This is a genomic window from Stenotrophomonas sp. Steno-C15 (assembly GCF_056393265.1).
In genome coordinates, this window is record NZ_JBWJPF010000006.1 from 125679 (window position 1) to 145987 (window position 20309).

Annotated in this window: 13 protein-coding genes and 1 tRNA gene; 11 read left to right on the forward strand and 3 right to left on the reverse strand. The window is 63.3% G+C overall.

The features are described 5' to 3' along the window. Positions 1-7: 7 nt before the first annotated feature. From AC06FB_RS07400 to AC06FB_RS07425, 6 genes are all read left to right on the forward strand, one after another. Positions 8-808, forward strand: a complete 801-nt coding sequence (locus AC06FB_RS07400) for a WecB/TagA/CpsF family glycosyltransferase (RefSeq protein WP_065181479.1) — start codon at positions 8-10, stop codon at positions 806-808. Positions 809-871: 63 nt separating this feature from the next. Then, positions 872-1813: a glycosyltransferase family 2 protein gene (locus AC06FB_RS07405; protein WP_065181478.1), complete on the forward strand. Its 942-nt coding sequence runs from the start codon at positions 872-874 to the stop codon at positions 1811-1813. Continuing rightward, complete coding sequence (locus AC06FB_RS07410) at positions 1810-2964, forward strand: hypothetical protein (RefSeq protein ID WP_478053510.1); 1155 nt, start codon at positions 1810-1812, stop codon at positions 2962-2964. Before AC06FB_RS07405 ends, AC06FB_RS07410 begins: the two co-directional genes overlap by 4 nt. 81 nt (positions 2965-3045) lie before the next feature. Next, positions 3046-4890, forward strand: coding sequence for an acyltransferase family protein (locus AC06FB_RS07415; protein ID WP_478053511.1), 1845 nt, complete (start codon positions 3046-3048; stop codon positions 4888-4890). Between the two features lie 89 nt (positions 4891-4979). Further along, a complete protein-coding gene (locus tag AC06FB_RS07420; protein WP_478053512.1) occupies positions 4980-6005 on the forward strand; it encodes an acyltransferase family protein in 1026 nt (341 codons plus the stop codon). Positions 6006-6415: 410 nt separating this feature from the next. Further along, a tRNA-Arg gene (locus AC06FB_RS07425) sits at positions 6416-6492 on the forward strand. A gap of 187 nt (positions 6493-6679) precedes the next feature. Here AC06FB_RS07425 and AC06FB_RS07430 read toward each other — a convergent pair. The 3 genes from AC06FB_RS07430 to AC06FB_RS07440 all read right to left on the reverse strand — a co-directional run bounded on the left by AC06FB_RS07430 (position 6680) and on the right by AC06FB_RS07440 (position 14549). After that, complete coding sequence (locus AC06FB_RS07430) at positions 6680-8035, reverse strand: Gfo/Idh/MocA family protein (RefSeq protein WP_478053513.1); 1356 nt, start codon at positions 8033-8035, stop codon at positions 6680-6682. A 65-nt stretch (positions 8036-8100) separates the two neighbouring features. Further along, positions 8101-11076 carry a TonB-dependent receptor domain-containing protein gene (locus AC06FB_RS07435; RefSeq protein WP_253119162.1) on the reverse strand — a complete coding sequence of 992 codons (2976 nt, stop codon included), beginning with the start codon at positions 11074-11076 and terminating at the stop codon, positions 8101-8103. A gap of 119 nt (positions 11077-11195) precedes the next feature. Next, on the reverse strand, positions 11196-14549 hold the full coding sequence (locus tag AC06FB_RS07440; RefSeq protein ID WP_461289908.1) for a TIM-barrel domain-containing protein: 3354 nt from the start codon (positions 14547-14549) through the stop codon (positions 11196-11198). Between the two features lie 322 nt (positions 14550-14871). Between AC06FB_RS07440 and AC06FB_RS07445 the strand changes: the two genes are divergently transcribed. From AC06FB_RS07445 to AC06FB_RS07465, 5 genes are read left to right on the forward strand one after another with little or no spacing between them, the layout of a single operon-like run. Further along, positions 14872-16038, forward strand: a complete 1167-nt coding sequence (locus AC06FB_RS07445) for an SIS domain-containing protein (RefSeq protein ID WP_478053514.1) — start codon at positions 14872-14874, stop codon at positions 16036-16038. Then, a complete protein-coding gene (locus AC06FB_RS07450) occupies positions 16031-16969 on the forward strand; it encodes an ROK family protein (protein ID WP_262219006.1) in 939 nt (312 codons plus the stop codon). The genes AC06FB_RS07445 and AC06FB_RS07450 overlap by 8 nt, the downstream gene beginning before the upstream one ends. A 17-nt stretch (positions 16970-16986) precedes the next feature. Beyond that, positions 16987-18321 carry a D-tagatose-bisphosphate aldolase, class II, non-catalytic subunit gene (locus AC06FB_RS07455; protein WP_253119160.1) on the forward strand — a complete coding sequence of 445 codons (1335 nt, stop codon included), beginning with the start codon at positions 16987-16989 and terminating at the stop codon, positions 18319-18321. After that, positions 18239-19132 carry a DeoR family transcriptional regulator gene (locus AC06FB_RS07460; protein WP_346475376.1) on the forward strand — a complete coding sequence of 298 codons (894 nt, stop codon included), beginning with the start codon at positions 18239-18241 and terminating at the stop codon, positions 19130-19132. Before AC06FB_RS07455 ends, AC06FB_RS07460 begins: the two co-directional genes overlap by 83 nt. Then, the gene (locus AC06FB_RS07465; RefSeq protein ID WP_197600249.1) at positions 19129-20244 is read left to right on the forward strand and encodes an amidohydrolase family protein; all 1116 of its coding nucleotides are present in this window, start codon (positions 19129-19131) and stop codon (positions 20242-20244) included. Before AC06FB_RS07460 ends, AC06FB_RS07465 begins: the two co-directional genes overlap by 4 nt. Positions 20245-20309: the final 65 nt, after the last annotated feature.

Genomic DNA, 20309 nt, shown 5'->3' on the forward strand with positions numbered 1-20309 from the left:
GGCGGCAATGGCAACCAGCATCCCGGCACCGACAGTTCCCCTGAAGCGGCCCACGTTCGATACCGTGCGGTTTGGCGACTTCAACATCATTTGCGCGTCACGGCAGGACCTGGTGGACATGGCGCTTTACGACTGCGCGCATCGATCGCGCCCTGCGCAGCTGGTGTTCGATGCTAATGGCCACGCATTGTCATTGGCACGCACCGATCGCAGATTTGGCTCACTTGTACAGGAGGCCGACATCATTCATGCCGATGGAGGATTTCTGGTGTCCCTGTCCAAGCGATTGAAGCTCAATGCCATCCCTGAGCGCAGTGCCACAACTGACATGCTCCACGATTTTTCGAGGGCATTCGAGAATACCGGCTTTGGGTTCTATCTTCTGGGATCCGAGGAGCGCGTCAATTCATCATGCACCAGCATTCTGCAAGAGCAGTACAAGGGCATGAAGATTTCTGGCCGTCGCAATGGGTTCTTCACCCCGGACGAAGAACAGGAAGTTGTCGACGCAATCAACGCTTCCGGCGCGGATATCCTCTGGGTCGGCCTGGGGAAGCCCAAGGAGCAGGAATTCTGCGTTCGTTGGCGCGACAAACTGAAGCCGCGATGGATCATCACCTGCGGAGGGTGCTTCAACTACGTGACCGGTGACTATCCTCGCGCTCCTGCCTGGATGCAACGCAACAACCTGGAGTGGGTTCATCGCTTGGCCACGCGACCGAAGGAGTTGTTCGTCCGATATGCCGTTACAACGCCTCACTCGCTGTGGATCGCGCTGACAGATCATTCCAAGCTGGCTTCAAAATAGTCGCACGGCAGTTCTGCTTTCTCCACTTCCCATGGCTCGGGTAGCAGCCGATGAGAGACACGCATGTCCCCCTTCTTTTCGATTGTGATTCCCACCTACAATCGCTCATCAACCATTCTCCCGACGCTGCTTTCGGTTCAGGGGCAGACGTTCTCCGATTTCGAATGCATCATCGTCGATGATGGATCAAAGGATGTCGACGCGCTGACCAGGTTGGTAGACCAGCTTGCGGATCGGCGTTTCCGTGTAATACAGCGGCCCAACGGGGGAGGGGGGGCCGCGCGCAATACGGGAATCGAGGCCGCAGTCGGACTTTACATCGCATTTCTTGATTCCGACGACTTCTTTGTACCCGAGAAGTTGGAGCTCTTCCACGCGTATCTGCGTCGGTCGCCCTATCCGGCGCTTTATTCTTACGCCAAGGTGGACCGTGGAGTTCCCGAGCGCATGTGGATACGTCCCGACCGCCCGATCCGGGAGGATGAGTCGATGGCCAGCTATCTGTTCATCGCAAATCAGTTCGTGCAGACCTCAACGATCGTCATGGACAGCAGCCTCGCGAAGCGGATCAAGTTCAATCCTGAGCTTCGCAAGGGTCAAGACCTTGATTTCTGCCTCAGAGTGGACGTGGATGGGACCAAGTTCCGCATGCTGGAGCAACCCTTGATCGTCTGGACGGACATCAGCGAGGTAGGACGTACGTCGCGCCATGCGGGATCAGCGGCACCTGCCCAGTGGTTGAACCAGCACGCCCATATGATGACACCGGCGGAGATCATCGGATATCGAGCTACAGTGCTCTCCTATTATCAGCCCAAGCATCGTTTCCTGGTTGTCCTGAAGGATCTGGTACAAAGTGTGACTGTCGCGAAAGTGCCGCCCAAGGTGGCGCTCCGTCATTGGTTGCGATTCATGCTACCAAGATCGCTTTACCGCTCTATTGTCTCTGTCGCCATTCGCTCTCTGAAGCAGAAGGGCCCAAGCAGCAGTGAATTCCAAGAATGAGTATTTCCAGCGCATTCACCATCAAACGCCGGCCGTATCCAATTTCGCTGCTCTACCTTGGAACGATTCTCATCGTGACAACAGCGTGGCTACCTCGACTGTCCGGCGTGACGGTTGGCGAGCCCATGCTGGACTTGGTTTTCGCGGCATCGTCTGCTGCCCTGCTGTGGGTGTATGGCGCACGTAAGGATCGGCTCTTTGCTCAGCAGCTCTTCTGGATTGGCTACCTTGTCGCCGGTGCGGCGCTTGCCGTTGGCTTGCGGAATACAAATCCGTTGGACTTTGCGCAGGCGTACAAATTCGTCTGGTACTTGATCCTGCTCGCACCGTTCGCGTGGGCACCTGGCCCCATGAAATCGGAAGATTTCAGGCGACTGCTGAACCTTTGCCTTTTCATGTTCTTCAGTGTCTATCTAGCAAAGCGGGTCATCGGAATTGATCGGCCCGTTCTGATGACAGAGAACAACTTCGAAATCATCTTCTTGTCACTCGTCTACTTCAGCGCCCATGTTTCAGGTGTAAAGATCAGCGGATTGCAGACTGGCACACTGCTGGCCGTGGTCATCCTCTCCGGATCTCGCTCCGCTGCAATCGCTGCCGCCTTGGCCGTTCTGTTCGCGTTCGACTTCAGGTCCCGTAACTCTGCAAAAGTCGTCGGCGGAATGATCGCCGGCACCGCAGCAGTCGTGTTTGCATTCCTGATTTTCGAGAATCGCTCACAAGGTGGAATCGAGTCGATCGATAGATTTCGGTTTCTGATGATGTTCCTTGAGTCGATAAGAAACTGGGACACAACGGACTATCTACTTGGTGCCGATAGGATTTCTCCACTTCCCGCACACGTGTGCTCGTCACTCTCCTACTATCAATCGCTCTTCAGTTTTAGCGGCAACGGGAGTTGCTATTCCGTCATCCTGCATAGCTTTAATATGCGGGTGATCTACGATCATGGCCTTGCAGTAACCGCCCTGACGTTCATCTACCTCATCGGTGTGATGAAGAACGCCAAACGCCATCAGCGGCTCTGCGTCATTCTCATCGTTCTGGCAAGTGGCCTTTCCGTATCGGCCCTCAACAATGTGTATACAACACTGGGCATTGCGCTTGTATGCCTGGCAGCCGGCGCTGCGAAGAACGAAAGATGTGAATGATTCCGCCCCCGACGGAGCGAAAGCTCGACGGCTCACGCAGCAGCTCTCCTAGAACACCCAGTTGGCGACCAGGGAAATCAGATGCAAAAGTACCGCGCAGATATCGATGGCCTAAGATCGATCGCTATCCTGCCCGTGCTCCTTTATCACACAGGCATACCGCTCATCACCGGCGGGTACGTCGGTGTGGATATTTTTTTCGTGATCAGCGGCTTCCTGATTACAGGAATCCTGCTGAGAGATTTTGATAACAACACCTACAGTGTTCTATCGTTCTACGAACGGCGCATCAGAAGAATATTTCCTGCTCTTGCAGTCGTGGTGTTCTTCACGATCATCTGCGCACCTTTCATCCTGCTTCCCAGCGAGTTCGAGCCGTTCGGACGCGACGTCGCGTCTTCCCTGCTATTTGTCGCAAACATCAATTTCTGGCTGCAGTCGGGATACTTCTCCCCTGTCTCCGAGGCCAAGCCGCTCCTGCACATGTGGTCGCTGGGTGTCGAGGAGCAATTTTATCTGATCGCGCCCCTCGCACTCTTTGTGACCGTCAAGTATGCGCGTCGATATCGACTGGCGATAACGCTGATAGCGATCGGTCTTTCACTGGGCGCCTGCATCTATCTCACACCGCGATCGCCCTCGGCAGCCTTCTATCTCCTGCCTACGCGCGCGTGGGAGCTTCTGGTGGGTTCGGCACTGGCCATCTACATCTCGACCCGAGACAATCCTGCTCCAACGCGGGCTTCTGGATTGATCGGCGCCATAGGACTGGCGCTGACCATGGTTCCAGTGTTTGTCTATGACAAGTCGACTCCCTTCCCCGGCTATGCGGCCATCGCGCCAACCGCAGGCGCGGCCATGCTGATCTATGCTGGGCCCAGCAGCTTCGCTGGACGATTGCTCAGCACAAGGCCGCTGGTCTTTATTGGCCACATTTCCTACTCCCTGTACCTCTGGCATTGGCCAGTAATCACCCTGTTTAGGAACGTGGGCTGGCTCGAAAGCAGCTTGGGCAAGGCAATCGTCATCCTTCTGTCGTCCCTGCTTGCATGGCTCACGTGGCGGTTTGTTGAATCGCCCACCCGCGATCGCACGAAGATCGGCAGCAGAACGCTTTTCGTAGGCGCAGCTTCCTCGACCGCGATCTTGTTGTTCGTCTCGGCAATCTATTCCTCTCTCGGAGGATGGCCGGGCCGGCTACCTGCCTCGACGGTCGCGTTTGACGCCGCCAGGAACGACTACAGTCCAGACCGGGCTCGGTGCCATTTCGACGGAGGCCTCCCTGACTATTCTTCAGCCTGCGTGCTTGGTCCCAAGAACGGCCTCAAGGTGGCAGTGTGGGGAGATAGCCATGGTGTAGAGATGGCGAAAGCTATCAGTGAGCAGGGCTTTTCCGTCAGGCAGCTCACCTATTCATCCTGCCCGCCCAGCTCCAACGGCGTGGGTACGAGTAACCGCCCTCAGTGCAGTGACTGGAACAAGCAAGTTGCCAAAAGCCTCGCCGATGACAAGTCAACCGGCGTCGTAATTCTATCGGCATACTTCGAATCACCGGTGTCACGCTCGGCGACCAGGCAGCACGAGCTTGCCAGAACGGCGTCGTTCCTCAGGAGTGTCGGAAAGCATGTCATTGTAATTGGACCGTTTCCGATGATCAGCCAGCGCACTGACTTGCCAACTTATCTTGCACGCGGCGGGAGCGCCGAACACGTCATCCAACTCGAAGGGATGAAAGAACTTGAGAGCACGCTGTCGAAGTCGGCAACATTGTATTCCCCTCAAAGGCTCTTTTGCCAACGCGATATATGCAACTTCGCGCCCGGCGGTAACGCCATACTTTTTGACTCGCATCATCCCAGCATGTCGGCTGCACGTCTTGCAGCGGCGCAGATAGCGCCATTGATTCATGACGTCATCGGGGAATGATAGCGTTGCAGCCCTTTTGTCCGTTATTGAATTGCAACCACATGACTGACCAACTGGCGACGTCCCGCAGTTCCTTTGAAGGATGATTCATGAGATCAGCATATTGGGATAACTGGAAAGGGCTCGCCATTGCCGCAGTCGTTACGATTCATGCGTGCAGCGGATTCCCAGGCGGCACTGCAGGATCCGGCGCCGCCACCCAGGAAATGTGGATCAGACAGCTGACCAACTTCGCAGTCCCATTTTTTTTTGCAGCCGCAGGTTTCTTTGCTCCGAAGGGGCAGATTACCTGCATCAGAGAATTCTATTCTTCCCGATTGCTGCGAATACTGCCGCCGTATCTGGTCTGGACCACGATCTATCTGGGCGTTGGAGCGTTCCGTGAAGGGATAGATCCAATCACGATGCTCAAAGGCTATGTATTCGGAACGGGAATAGGAATCGGCTACTTCGTAATAGTCCTGTGCCAGTTCACTCTTCTAACTCCTTTGCTGCTGAGTCTAAAGAGTCTCACAACGCACTGGATCGTGATTATTTCCATTTCTCTTATGGGAATCGCATACACATATTATTTTCAGACCATCGAACCCAATACCAGGCTATCGGGCTTTCCCGCTCATGCTCTGCCCTTCTTTGTCTGGTACCCCTTCTACCATCTCGGACTGGTAGCCGGGTGGCGACGCGATGCTTCACGGATTCCGCTCCGCATCATCATTGGCGCTGTGCTTCTTGCCTTCGCCGCTGGACTGCTGGAGAGTAAATACTGGCTTGCGACAATTGGCGGATCTTTCCCATTCTCGCAGCTCAAGGTCTCGAATTTCCTGTATTCAGGAGCACTATTCGCATTGGCCATCCGCCTCGCCGATGCGCAGACGCTCCTGCACAAGGGCGGCGTGCTCACCTGGCTTGGACGCAACTCGTACGCCATTTACTTGATCCATATGTTGTTCCTGCCCTCGATTCTTTCGCTATTGAAGGATTCCTGGCCATGGTCAACAAGCGGTTTGGCGCTCGTACTATCCGGTGCAGTGTTGTGCCTGGCCGTTACGAGTCTCACTGTGTTCCTGCTGAGGAAGCGCCTTCCAGAATCCCCTGCCCGCTATATTCTCGGCTAGGTGCCTGCTGCGCCAACTGCCTGGAGTTGCAGATGGCGAGGCCATCTGACATGGCCAAGCTGGGGGCATCTCGACCGGGTAAGTGCTCCATACCGGGCCGGGGTTCGACTGCGAGCCGCATTGCGAGCACTCAGGAACCGGCCAGAGCGCGTATGGCGATGCCCCTGTCGCATGGACCCGGCAACCTTGAGCGTGAGTCCCATCATCTCATCAGGCGATTCTCGACTGATCCAGCGGGCTTCATTGTCGGCCTCCCTGCGGATGGGCGAGCGGCCGGGCGCTTCGGCCATCGGTTCCACATTGCCCGTTCTTCTGTGCTCGAAATCCAGCAGCGCAATCAGGGGCAGATTTTTATCGTGGACTCCGCTAGAATTCCGCCCTACCACCGGACAACCGGTGGGTTCTACAACGCGCCCGTAGCTCAGCCGGATAGAGTAGTGGCTTCCGAAGCCATTGGTCGGGGGTTCGAATCCCTCCGGGCGCGCCATCTTTTCCTGCTCAGGCCACCGGTTGTTGGCCCACCAGCACGGCCCCGGAATCAGCAGGCCGCTGATCTTCCACGCTAAGAACTGGAAGCCGGCAGCCGCCGAGGGCAGGCCCAGCGCCACAGGGGCGAGCACACCGGTCCACATAGCAACGCCGGGCATGGCCCGGCGCTACCGTGGGTGTACGGATCAGTACGTGCCGTCGAAGGCGAAGATCGGCTTGCGCTGCTTCCACGCGCCAGCGGTGAAGTCAGGGAACTCCAGCGTCTGGAAGCCATTGGCAATGGACTGCTCGGACAGCGGGGTGATCGCGCTCCAGGTCACTGCATCGTAGATGTCGATCGGCATCGGCGCCTTGGCCTTCAGTGCCTCGACGAACGCATGGATGACGAACCAGTCCATGCCGCCGTGACCGGCGCTGGCCGCGGTGTCGGCATGCTGCTTCCACAGCGGGTGCTCGTACTGATCCTGGTAGGTCTTGAACTCTTCCCACTGGTGCGGCGGGCTGCGGCCTTCAATGTGGATCGAGTGGTTGACGTCCATCCACAGACCCTTGGTGCCCTGCACGCGGAAGCCCATCGAGTACGGTCGGGGCAGAGAGGTGTCGTGCTGCAGCAGGATGGTCTCACCGTTCTCGCAGGCAAGCGTGGTGGTCACGATGTCACCCAGCTTGAACTTCACTTGGGTGCTGGGGTGGGTGGTGCCACCGCTCTTGGCCACGGTGTACTCGTGCAGGCCGCGTGCCTTGGTCGCGAAAGCGTTGATATGGGTAAAGCGGTTGCCGCGGTTGATGCCGGTGTACATCGCGCATGGGCCGATGCTGTGGCTGGGGTAGAGCTCGCCGTTGCGCTCCACCGAATGCTCGGTGCGCCAACGTGCCTCGCTCCAGCCCTTGAGACCGAACTCCACGCCGCTGTCGTAAGGCTGGCTGGGATCACCGGAGTTGAACTTCACCCCGCGCAGGTCGTGCTGGTAGCCGGCCTGCAGATGCACCAGCTCGCCGAACAGGCCCTGTCGCACCATCTGCAGGGCGGCCATCACATCGCGGCGGTAGCAGACGTTCTCCAGCAGCATGTACGGCGTGCCGGTCGTGAGCTGGGTCTTCAGCACATCCCAGTGGTCCTGCAGGGTGATGCCGGCCACCACCTCGCAGCCTACGGCCACGCCCGCCTGCATGGCGGCGATCGCCATCGGCGCGTGGTATTCCCACGGCGTAGCGATGATCACGCCATCGATGCCCTTCTGTTCCAGAAGGCGCTTCCAGGCGTTGCTGTCGCGATCCTGGCCGTAGGTCCTCGGCGCAGGCTTGCCGGCCTTGGTCACCATGTCCACGGCACGACCCAGCATGATCGGCTCGATGTCGCACAGTGCAATGACCTCGACATCGTCGCGGCGCACCAGCTCCTTCAACAGCACCTGGCCGCGCATGCCGGTACCGATCATGGCCAGGCGGAGCGTGCGCCCGCGCGCCCAGGCCGGGGTCTGTGGCAACAGGCTGCTGGCGGCGACGGCGGCACTGGCCGCGATGAACTCCCTGCGTTTCATGGCAAACATCTCTCCTCTTGGAAGCGCGCCGGCCGCAACCGGCGCGCTGGATCACTCGAACCTGCTTACTTGAATCGATAACCGACGGTCACACTGTAACCACGGCCGAAGATCGTCGCGTAGTCGCTGGAGTCACCCAGGAAGCTGTTCGGATCGTAGAACGGCAGCCGGTCGAACAGGTTCTTGACGGTGAAGCTCAGGTTCCAGGCGTCATCGGGGCGCCAGGTGACGCTCAGGTTGGCGGTCCACCAGGACGGCGCGCCGTCGCACTTGCTGGCCTGCAGCGCCAGGTAGCCGGCGGTGCAGGTCTCCTTGTTGTTATCCACTTCATCCACGCGGTCACGGGCCCACTTGGTACCGCCCACATAGTTGACGAACATGCTGGTGGTCACCTGCTTGTAGGTCCAGTCGGCGTTGAGCGTGGCGCGCAGGCGCGGGTTGTTGTAGTAGCCCACCACGTCGCCGTAGTACCAGCCGCTTTCCTCATCCATGTAGTAGCGGTTGCGATTGGCGATGGTGGCGGCCAGGCCCACGTTCAGCCCGCCCCACTCGCCCAGCGAGAAGCGGCTGCGTGCGTCCACGTCGAAGCCGTCGACCAGGGTCTTGCCGCGGTTCTTGTACTGGCCGACCACGCTGGCCACGTTGCCCACGCTGTAGCCGGGCAGGACCGAGGGGCAGCTCACACCGCTGGCCGGGTCGGCGCACATCGCCGCCAGCTGGGCCAGGTTTGCACGATCGGCATCAGTGATCGGCGAACGGGTGGAGGAGATGATGTCGGTATCACGGCTGAAATCCGGGGCGACGATCTCGTTGTTGCGGTAGATGAACCAGTAGTCGGCCGACACCGACAGCCAGCTGGCCGGCTCGTAGACGAAGCCCAGGGTGGCGATCTTGGCCTTCTCCGGCTTCAGGTCCTGGTTGGGCTGGGTCATGCGGGCCACGGTGCGGCTGCAATCGACGTTGGCCAGGCTCTTGCCCAGGTCCACGTCACCGGCGCGCTGCGACTGCCGCAACAGGTCGGCGATCGCGTTGGTCTCGGCGCAGCGCACCTCATCGCGGTAGCCACCGAGCTGGGCGAACACGCCACCGCTGCCGGACTCGGCCAGGCTCGGCGCACGGAAGCCGGTCGAATAGGTGCCGCGCAGCATCAGTTGATCGAATGCCTGGTACTTGAAGCCGATCTTCGGTGCGACGTTGGCGCTGAAGTTCGGGTATTTGTCCACGCGGACCGCGGCATCCAGTTCCAGCTTGTCGGTGATCGGCGCCACCGTTTCGGCGAACAGTGCATAGGTGTTGCGCGCACCGTCGAACCACGAGCCGCCCTGCTGGGTGATCAGGCCGGCGGCTGCGTCGGCATTGCCCGGCGTGTAGAAGGTTTCGCGGCTGGCATTGAAGCCGAACGCGGCGCGCATCTCACCGGCCGGCAGCTGGAACAGCGGGCCTTCGATCTTGCCGTCCAGGGTGTGCAGGCGCGTCCAGGACTGGATGTCGAAGGTCGGGAACGCCTCGCGGATCAGCGCTGCGTTGGCTTCGCTGATCTCACCGAACTTGTATGCCGGATGGTCGGAAATGATCACCCGCCCGGTACCCGGATCCACCGAGTAGGGGCCGAAGGCCTTCTCGAAGCCCTTCAGGTTGACGTTGATGGTCTGGTAGGTGGTGGAGTGCGTGCCGGCGGTGGCGAAAGCAGTTTCCCAGTTCCAGTCACCCATGTTGCCACGTGCACCGGTCAGCACGCGGTAGCTCTTGTCGGTGTTGCGCTGGCCGAAGTAGTTGGCGCCGGCATCCTGCAGCAGGTACTGCAGGCCAACTACGCCGCCCATCATCGCCTTCAGTTCAGGGCTGGCGTGGTTGTACTCGTTGTTCGGCCCCAGGTAGGGATACAGGAACTGGTTGACCGTAGTGCCGGTATCGCGGGAGAACCAGCTGGTCGGGTTACCGGTGGTGGTGCCATAGCTGCGGGGTGTACCGCCATTGGCACGCAGATCGATGTCGGTGTAGGTCGCCTCGGCGAAGATTTCGGTCGAGTCGCCCACCAGGAAGGTGCCATTGAGGTAGGCGGTGTTGCGCTCGGACTTGGCGCCGGCGTCGATCTCGTTGTTCATCCAGGTCTCCCAGACACAACGCGGACCGGCGGCCTCGCCCTGCAGCACGTTCTTGCACCCGGGTGCGGCCTCCTGCACGCGGCGGCCGGTGACCGGATCGAAGGCGAAGTAACTGCCCGGGTTGAACTCACCCGGCTTGCTGCCCACGCCCAGGCGCAGGTTCGTCAGGTAATTGGGATTGTTGACGTAGTACTGCTCGGGACGCTTGTCGTAGAAATCACGCAGCGGGATCGCGTCACGGCGGTACATATTGACCGCACCGTAGATGTTGAAGCGGTTCTCGGCCAGGTCGCCGAAGCCGGCGGTGATGCTGGCCTGGCGCTCACCGTAGGAGTCGATGCGCGATGACGTATCGTTGGTGAAGTTGATCTCCGCGCCCTGGAAGTTGCGTTTGGTGATCACGTTGATCACACCGGCCACGGCGTCGGTGCCGTACACCGCCGAAGCACCATCGGTGAGCACTTCCATGCGTTCGATGGCGGCAGCCGGGATCGCATCGATGTTGACGAACTGGGTCTGGAAGCCGGCGGGTGCGCCGTAGTACGACAGGCGACGACCGTTCAGCAGCACCAGCGTGCCCTGTGCGCCCAACCCACGCAGATTGGCCTGCGAGGCACCGTCGGAGCCGGTGAACAGCGAGCGCGAATCCTGCTGCGCCGGGCGGGCAGCCGGCAGGTTGTCGAGCACCTGCAGCAGCGTACGCGCACCCATGTTCTGGATGTCCTGCTTGCTGATGACCTGGACCGGCGAAGCGGTTTCCACATCGGTACGGCGGATGTTGGAGCCGGTGACCTCGATGCGGGCCAGGTCGGTGGCGTTGTCCTTGCTGTCCTGCGCAGCGGCAGGCAGGGCGACCGACAGCAGCGCGCCGGCAATGGCCAGCGTCAGCGGAGCGATCGTGCGACAGGGGGGGCGGCGATAGCGTGCGGGCAACATCGGGGTTCTCTCCTGGCAGGGGTGCGGCGCGAATGTGGATCAGCGGGCAAAACGCTCCCGGGCCACGGCCAGCAGGCCGCAGTCGGTATGGGCGGGGGAGGAGCGGTGTTACGAAGGGGTCATGGGGCGACGATGCTGGCGGAGTCGCCCTCCTGGCCGATCAGCACGGCGTTGGCCCAGTTGGCACAGACCTGGGCGGGTTGACTGCCCTGCGCACCCAGCGTGCGCAGGCTCAGGGTGGTAAGGCCACGGATGTCCAGCTCCGGCTTGACCACGCCGGGCGCCTTCACCAGGCCGCTGTCGTAGAGCAGACGGTTGTCGCCCCAGACCTGGAACTGCAGGCCGCCTGCGCTGCGGCAGGCATCATCGATGCCCAGATCCGCACGCAGCAGGCGCCAGCCGCCCTGCAGACGCAGGTCGATGCGGCTGTTCGCGCCCACTCCCAGGCCACGGCGGAACTGCAGGCCGTTCATGCGCATGCCGGCCTCGCCACGGAACGCCTGGTCGGCGCGCATCTGGCTGGCCAGCGCGGCCGGCACCGGCAGCTCGGAGAGATAGCGCTGCCGGGCCGGTCGCTCCGGTTCCTGGTGCTCGAGGATGTGGAAGGTGGACAGCGCGATCGGGCCGACATCGCGTGGCTGCAACGCGTCGAACGCGCGGGCGCTGCCCTGTGCCGCAGTGACCATCGGGTCGGTGCTGCTGGCGCCGTCACCTTCGGGGTTCTGCACGCTCAGCACCCGAAAACGCAGCAGGCGACCGGCGTGTGCGGGGAAGTCGATGCGCTGCATTCCTTCCTTCAACTGCAGCCGGCCCCGGGCGATCGGCTCGCCCCATTCGCCATTGCTGTCGCCCAGGTACACCTCGTAGTCGCGAACCTGGCCATGCTTCCAGTTCTTGTCGTTGCGTGGCGCCAGCTCGATGCCGTCGATCATCCGGCGCTCACCGAAGCCGACCACCCATTCGTGGGCGCCGGTGCGCACGGCCTGGTTGCGCACGCTGCGGAACCAGGTGGCCGGGTCATCGTCGAACGCGTTCTCCAGCGGATGGCCAGGCTCTTCCGCTGGGCGGTTGACCACCAGCAGGCTGTCGGCCGGCAGCTCGCGGCCGAGCACCGGCGCGGCCGGATAAGCATCGTCCGCAGCGGCGGCGGTCACGGCGAAGTCCAGCTGCACCTGCAGTGGCTGGCGGATATCCTGCGTGGCGGTACGCACATGGACGGTGCCGCCACGCTCACGGGCATCGAAATACCAGCCTTCGTCGGCACCGTTGAAGGCTGCCGCGTCGGCGAGCGCGGGCAGCACACGGGCGCCGGCCTGCACTGCGCGCGGGGCCTGCCGGCTCAACACGCGCAGGCCGTAGCGACGCTGCGCCAGCTGGCCCTGGTAGGTGCCCTGCACGGCCGCGATCTGCACCTGGACCGGGCCACTGCCCTGTGCCGGCGCCTGCACGCGGATCTGCTGCGTGCTCGATTCGCCCTGCTGGTAGCGGCGGGTGTTGCCGTCGTCTTCGTACAGCGTGTACTGCGATTCGCCCTGCGGATAGAGATCGAAGGTGACCTCGTCCAGCGGCTTCTCGCCATCGAACAGCATCGACGGATACATCGGCAGGATGGCCCCGGCGCGCACGAACACCGGCAGCGTGGCAAGGTCGACCTGGCGGTCGAGCTGACGGCCCTCGGCGCCGGCCTGCACGCGGCGGCCATCCCAGTAGTCGATCCATCCACCGGCCGGCAGATGGATGTCGCGCCGCCAGCCGCGGCTGGCCGCCTGGCTGCGGTAGACCGGTGCGATCAGCAGATCGCGGCCCAGCAGGAACTGATACTTGTAGGTTTCGTCCTGCGCGTGCGGATCGCGCGGGTAATCCCACATCAACCCACGCACCGGCGGCGCGCCGGTCTGCGCGGCGTCGTGCACCAGCCCGTACATGTACGGCGTCAGCCGCATCTTCAGTTTCAGATAATCGCGGTTGATGCTGCGGTAGGGTTCGTCGTACCACCACGGGTGCTTGCGCGCGTTCGACGACCAGCCACTCATGCCCATCAGTACCGGAGTGAAGGCCTTCCACTGCAGGTCGCGGGTGTAGGTCTCGGCGCTGCCGCCGAAGATCGCATCGACATCGCCACTGGCATAGGCCATGCCGGACAATCCCGAGCCGACCAGGGTCGGCACGTGCCAGCGGATGTAATCCCAGCTGCTGCTCTGGTCACCGGTCCAGGCAACCGCGTAGCGCTGGATGCCGGCCCAGCCCATCACCGTCCACAGGAAGGGACGCGAATCGGAATTGTCGACGATGCCATTGAACGCCTGGCGGTTGGCGTCCATCGCGAACTGATAGCCCTTGCCGGTCCAGGCCACATCCAGCTTCTGTACACGGCTGCCGGCCTTGCCTACTTCCCAGGCGATCTTGTCGACACCGTTCTCCGTCCACAGGCCGGTGCGGAAGCCGTATCCGGCCAGACCCTTCACCGTCTCGGGCAACTGCTTGTAGCCGCAGCCATAGCCGTCGTTGGGCAGGATCCAGCCACCGGGCATGTCGTGTGCCCGGTACTGCTTGGCCACGCTGTCGACCACGTCAGGCGTGGTGCCGGTCGGGCCATCGCTCCAGCCCTCGGGCACGGTGCCTGGCTTCTTCGCGTTGTCGCCGTCGTTGTAGCAATCGGCATCGCCATAGGACAGCGCCCAGCGCGCGACCATGTTGGGACGGCCGGTCAGCTGCGTGTAGCGCTCGATCAATGCCGGCAGATCGGCACCGACGAAGTAGTAGGCGTCGAAACGATCTTCGCGATGCAGCAGGGTGGACTGATCGGGCTGGCGCAGGTCGTAGCTGCCGTCGCTCCACGTATTGCGCAACATGCCCCAGCCGCGGCTGCTCAGCAGCATCGGCGCCGGGCTCGGTCGATCACCCTCTTCCCAGCCGCCGGAGTAGGACACCTCAAGCTCGCGTCCCTTGAACTGGTAACGGCCATTCTGCTGGCCGCCGCCGAAGAATCCTTCGTCGGGCTGCGACGAGAGTACCTGCACGCTCTGTGCAGCATCCAGGTCCAGCGGCTGCAGCTCCTGCCACAACGCAGTGGGCTGGCCATTGTCCAGACGCTCCAACCGCAGGCGCAGCGGCTGGCGCTGTACGTGCAGCACGAGTGCGCCGGTGCGCAGACGGATCTCCTGCGCATCTTCTTCCAGCTGTGCCTGCACGTCGGCACTGGGCTGGGGCAGCACGATCGGCGCGGCCTTGTCGCCGGCTCCGGTCAGTACCCCCTTGCGCCCCGCCTGCACACGGACAATGTCGGCAGCCGGCAGTTCGATGCGCACACGCGCGCCGGTGTCGGTTTGCAGGTCCCAGGCGGGCGTGCCCGCCTTGCTGGCGGTGACCGAGCGCAGGTTGCCGATGGGTTCGGCGTGGGCCGACATGGACGCCAGCAGCAGCACCGGCAACAGGGCCAGCATCAGCGGCGAGCGACGAATGCAGATTTCCACGCGGACTCCCAACCCGTTCACCGGGCGTTTCGAAAGCGGTTGGGCCGACTCTAGGGCAGGGATTCGAAAGATGTCAACAAATGGAAAGCAAAAAGTAAGATAAGTTCGACTGAAACGAAAGGTGATGCGGCGCAGTACTTTGTGTAATCGCTTGCACTCCCCTGTTAAGCTTGGTGCGATACGGCATTATTCGATTCCTTTCGTTTGGGACGATTGCGGTCTGTCAGAAACGCCAAGCGCTCTTTATCTTTCTTTTTGCTTTCGGTATTTGACATTTCGAAAGAAAACACAGATCGTGCGATGGCCCAACTGGAACCTCCGAATGGACGTCACCCTGCTTTCCGATGTGTCCGCCTGGCAGCGCCGGGGCGGAGCCGATACCGCTACTGAAATCGCCCAGCAGCCAGCACTGTGGGACGCGCTTGCACAGGATCTGCTGCAGGCCCGCGAACGCCTGCAGGCCTTCCTGGGCGACCGCCTCGACAATCCCGATCAGCGCGTGTTGTTCACTGGCGCCGGTAGTTCCGGCTTCATCGCCGAGATGGTGGCCGATGCGATCAACGCGCAGTGGGCCGCTGACGTCCGTGTGGTGCATACCACCAGCCTGCTGACCCATCCGGCGCTGTATCTGCAACGCGACCGCCCCACCCTGCTGGTTTCGTTCGGCCGCAGTGGCTCCAGCCCGGAAAGCGTGGCAGCGGTGGACCGTGTGCGCAGCGACGTGGATGACGCACGCTTCCTCGACATCACCTGCAACGCTGATGGCGAACTGGCCCGGCGCGGTGCCGGCCGTGCCGATACCTGCACCCTGTTGATGCCGTCAGCCAGCTGCGACCGCGCCTTTGCGATGACCAGCAGCCTGACCTGCATGCTGCTGGCCGCGCTGACCGTGTTCGACCGTTCACCGTGGCAGACGCGGGTGGCGCGCCTGACGCAGCTCGCTGCGCTGGCCCGCGAAGGCCAGGCGCAGTGGGATGCACCGGTGGCCGCGCTGGCACAGCGCCCCTTCAACCGCATCATCTACCTGGGCAGCGGTCCGCTGGAAGCGCTGGCGCGCGAGTGCGCGCTGAAGGTGCTGGAGCTGACCGCCGGCCGCGTGCTGGCGCTGGCCAACACGCCGCTCGGTTTCCGCCACGGCCCGAAATCCACGCTGGATGGCAGCACCCTGGTGATCGTGCTGCGCAGCGTGCAGCCGCTTGCACGCCGCTACGAGCAGGATCTGCTGGACGAGCTGCGCCGCGACGGCGTGGCCGGCCAGGTGCTGGCCATCGGCCCGCATTCGGACATCGGTGCCGACGATGACTACACCCTCGCCGTACCCGTCCTGGAGTCGGTTCTGGATGATCCCTGGCTGGCGCCGGTGTGGCTGGCCTTCGGCCAGCTGTTCGCACTGCAGCGCTCGGCCGCGCTGGGGCTGACCCCGGACAATCCGTTCCCCGACGGCACGGTGAACCGCGTGGTCAAGGGTGTCACCATCCACCATGGCTGAGTTGATCGCCCATGCCTGCTACGGCATCGATATCGGCGGCACCAAGATCGAGCTGGTGGCGTGCGATGCGGCGATGCAGGTCACCTGGCGCCGCCGGGTGGCCACTCCGCAGGGTGACTACGATGGCTTTCTGCGGTCGGTGGTGGCGCTGGTCGCCGACGCCGACGCCGCACTGGGCCGCAACGATGCGGCCATCGGCATCGCGCTGCCCGGCGTGCGTGACCGCCGCACGGGCCGCCAGCTGAGTGCCAACGTGCCGGCGCTGACCGGCCACAGTGTGGCGGCCGACCTGCAGGCACGCCTGCAGCGTCCGCTCCATTTCGGCAACGACCTGCAGTGCTTCGCCTTGTCCGAAGCCCATGGCGGCGCAGCCGACGGCTACCCCAGCATGTTCGGCGCGATCCTCGGCACCGGCGCCGGTGGCGGCTTCTGCCTGCAGGGCCGCCTGCTGTCCGGCTTCAACGGCCTGGCCGGGGAGTGGGGCCACTGGAGCGTGCCGGGCCACCTGCTGCAGCGTCACGGCCTGCCGTTGATCGACTGCGCATGCGGCCTGCAGGGCTGCGTTGAGCGCTATGTATCCGGCAGCGGCCTGGCGATGATCGAACGCCACCTGGGCGGTGCGGCCGTCGATGCCAGTGCGGTGATCGCGATGGCCGAAGGCGGCGATGCGCGCGCACGCAGCGCGCTGGACATCCACCGCGACCTGCTCGGCCACAGCCTCGCTGCGCTGGTGCTGGCCCTGGACCCGCATGTGATCGTGCTCGGCGGCGGCCTCTCGCAGTACACCCCGCTGTACCAGCAGCTGCCGGCGGCAATCGCTGCCCATCTGTTCAACGGCGTGCAGGTGCCGCCGATCGTGCCCCCGCGCTTTGGCGATGCCGGTGGCGCGCGCGGTGCCGCGCTGCTTGCCTGCCAACCCTCGTTTTCCTGATTGTCCGGAGCATGACCATGTCCCCGTTGCAGACCCTGCTTGCCTCCCACCGCGCCGGCCACAATGTGGGCCTGTACAGCGTCTGCTGCAGCAACGAACAGGTGCTGCGCGCGGCCATGCACGTGGCACTGGCACACGACACGGTGCTGCTGGTCGAAGCCACCTCCAACCAGGTCGACCAGTTCGGCGGCTACACCGGCATGACCCCGCCGCAGTACCGCGACTATGTCGGCACGCTTGCAGATGAGGAAGGGTTTCCGCGCACGCGGCTGATCCTGGGCGGCGACCACCTCGGTCCGAACGCCTGGCAGAAGCGCCCCGCCGCCGAAGCGATGGCCCACGCGCGCGTGCTGATCGAAGCCTACGTGGCCGCCGGCTTCCACAAGATCCATCTGGACTGCAGCATGTCCTGCGCCGACGATCCGGTGCCGCTGCCTGATGCCACCGTGGCCGCGCGTTCGTCGGAACTAGCGACGATCGCCGAGCGCACGGCTGCCCGACTCGGCCTGCCGGCGCCGGTGTACGTGATCGGCACCGAAGTGCCCGTTCCCGGCGGCGAAGCCTCGCTGGCCGGCGGCCTGCAGGTGACCACACCGGCAGCCGCCGCGCAGACCCTGGCCATCCACCAGCAGGCATTCGATACCCCCGAACTGCGCGATGCCTGGCAGCGCGTGATCGCGATGGTGGTGCAGCCGGGCGTTGACTTCGATCACAGCAGCGTGCACGAGTACGACCCGGTCGCCGCCAACGCGCTGGCCGACTTCCTCGAGCAGCAGCCGCGCATCGTGTTCGAGGCGCACTCCACCGACTACCAGCGCGAAAGCGGACTGCATGCGCTGGTCCGCGATCATTTCGCGATCCTCAAGGTCGGCCCCGCCGCCACCTTCGCCTATCGTGAGGCGCTGTTCGCGTTGGCAGCGATCGAACAGGCGCTGCTGCCGGCTGCGCAGTGCTCGCGCCTGCCACAGGTGCTGGAGGAGGTGATGGTGGCGCAGCCGAAGTACTGGCAACCCTACTACCAGGGTGACCAGGCGACACTGCGCCTGTTGCGCAGTTATTCCTTCAGTGACCGCTGCCGCTACTACTGGGGCGAGCCGGCACTGCTGCGCGCCGTGCAGACGCTGTTCTCCAACCTGGAGCAGCACACGCCACCGTTGGTGCTGCTGAGCCAGTACCTGCCGGAGCAGTACCGCGCCGTGCGTGACGGCCGCCTGGCCAACACGCCGACGGCCCTGGTGCAGCACCGCATCGGCCAGTGCCTGGGCGAGTATGCCCGCGCCTGCAGTGCCAACCAGGCAGGCAAGCGCGGTCAGGACACACGATCCGCTGCCGGCATTGCTGCGAACGGCTAATCTCTACCCCTCACAGCAGACCCGAGACTCCGCCATGCGCAACACCCGCTCCCGCCGGCAACAGATCCTGCAGCTGCTGATCGAGCACGGCTCGGTGCAGGTGGCCGATCTGGTCGAGCGCTTCGGCGTGTCCGCGGTGACGATCCGCGCCGACCTGACCCACTTCGAGTCGCAGGGCCTGGCCAACCGCACCCACGGTGGCGCCAATCTGGTGCGCACGCCTCCGCAGGAGCAGGACATCCATGAAAAGGATGCGCTGAATCTGCCCCTGAAGGAGTCCATCGGCGCCTGCGCGGCGAACCTGGTGCAGGCCGGTGACAACATCATCATCGACTCCGGTTCGACCACCATGACGCTGGCCCGCCATCTGCGTGGCCGCCGCGATGTGACGGTGATGACCAATGGCCTGAACATCGCGTGGGAACTGGCCAATGCTGCCGGCATCAATGTGCTGCTGACGGGCGGGCTGCTGCGTCAGCAGTCGTTGTCGCTGCAGGGCAGCCAGGCCGAGGCCAGCCTCAATTCCTACAGCTTCGACACCCTGTTCCTGGGCGTGGACGGGTTGGACCTGCAGTTCGGCCTGACCACCCACGATGAGGCGGAAGCGCGCCTCAACCACCGCATGGTCGAGCGCGCGCGGCGCATCGTCGTGCTGACCGACGCCTCCAAGTTCGGCCGTGTCAGCCTGCATCGCATCGCCCGCCTGGATCAGATCCATACCGTCATCACCGACGCCGGCATCGACGACGCAACCCGCGAGGGCCTGCAGCGGCTGGGCATCGAAGTGATCATCGCCGAGCCGCCCGCATGACCGACACCCGTTCCCTGCATGGCCGCATCCTCACCCCGCTGGGGTGGCGACGTGGGCATGTCCACTTCGACTCGCATGTGCGCCAGCTGCAGGTGGACGACCACAGCGGCGGTGATGACCCGCAGCTGCAGGTGATCCTTCCCGGTTTCATCGATCTGCATGTGCATGGCGCTGCCGGCGTTGATCTGATGCAGGGCGGCGACGTTGCCCGCACCATCGCCCGCACCCACCTGCGCTTTGGTACCACCACCCTGCTGGCGACCACCATGACCGCCGGCCTGGACGAGATCGAGTACGCCCTGCAGGGCGTGGCCGCCACCATGGCAGCACCGGACGACGAGGCCGCATGCATCGCCGGCGTGCATCTGGAAGGGCCGTTCATCAGCCCTCAGCGCCTGGGCGCGCAGCCCAACCGTACGATCGAGGCGACGCTGGCGCTGGTGCAGCATCTGCATGCGCTGGCACCGATCCGGGTGATGACGCTGGCGCCGGAGATCGGCGAACACACGGCGCTGATTCCTGCGCTTTCGGCGATGGGCATCCGTGTGCAGCTCGGCCACAGCGCGGGTACTTACGAAGAAGGTGTAGCCGCTCTGCAGGCGGGTGCATCCGGCTTCACCCATCTGTTCAACGGAATGACCGGCGTCGATCACTATCGCCCGGGCATCGCGGCGGCGGCGCTCGCCCATGCACGTTACGCCGAGATCATTCCCGACCTGCAGCACATCCATCCCGGCGTGATCCGCCTGGCCGCGCGCGCGATTCCGCGCCTGTACGCGGTGACCGACGCTACGGCCGCCACCGGCATGCCGGATGGCGAGTACGCGCTGGGCGAACAGCGCGTGCACAAGTGTGGCGGTTGCGTGCGGCTGGCGACCGGTTCGCTGGCCGGCAGCGCGCTGACCATGGACCAGGCACTGCGCAACCTGGTGCGTGTGGGGCTGGATCTGGCCGACGCCTCGCAGCGCGTTTCCACGTTCCCGGCCGACTACCTGGGCCTGGGCGATCGCGGTCGCATCGCGCCCGACGCCCGCGCCGATCTGGTGGTGCTGGACGCTGGACTGCGCCTGCAGCAGGTGGTGGTGGGTGGCCGGGTGGTCGAGCTGCACTGAGCAACATCCCTGCCGTAGAGCCACGCATCGCGCGGCGCCACAGAACGCAATCTGCGAAGAACCGC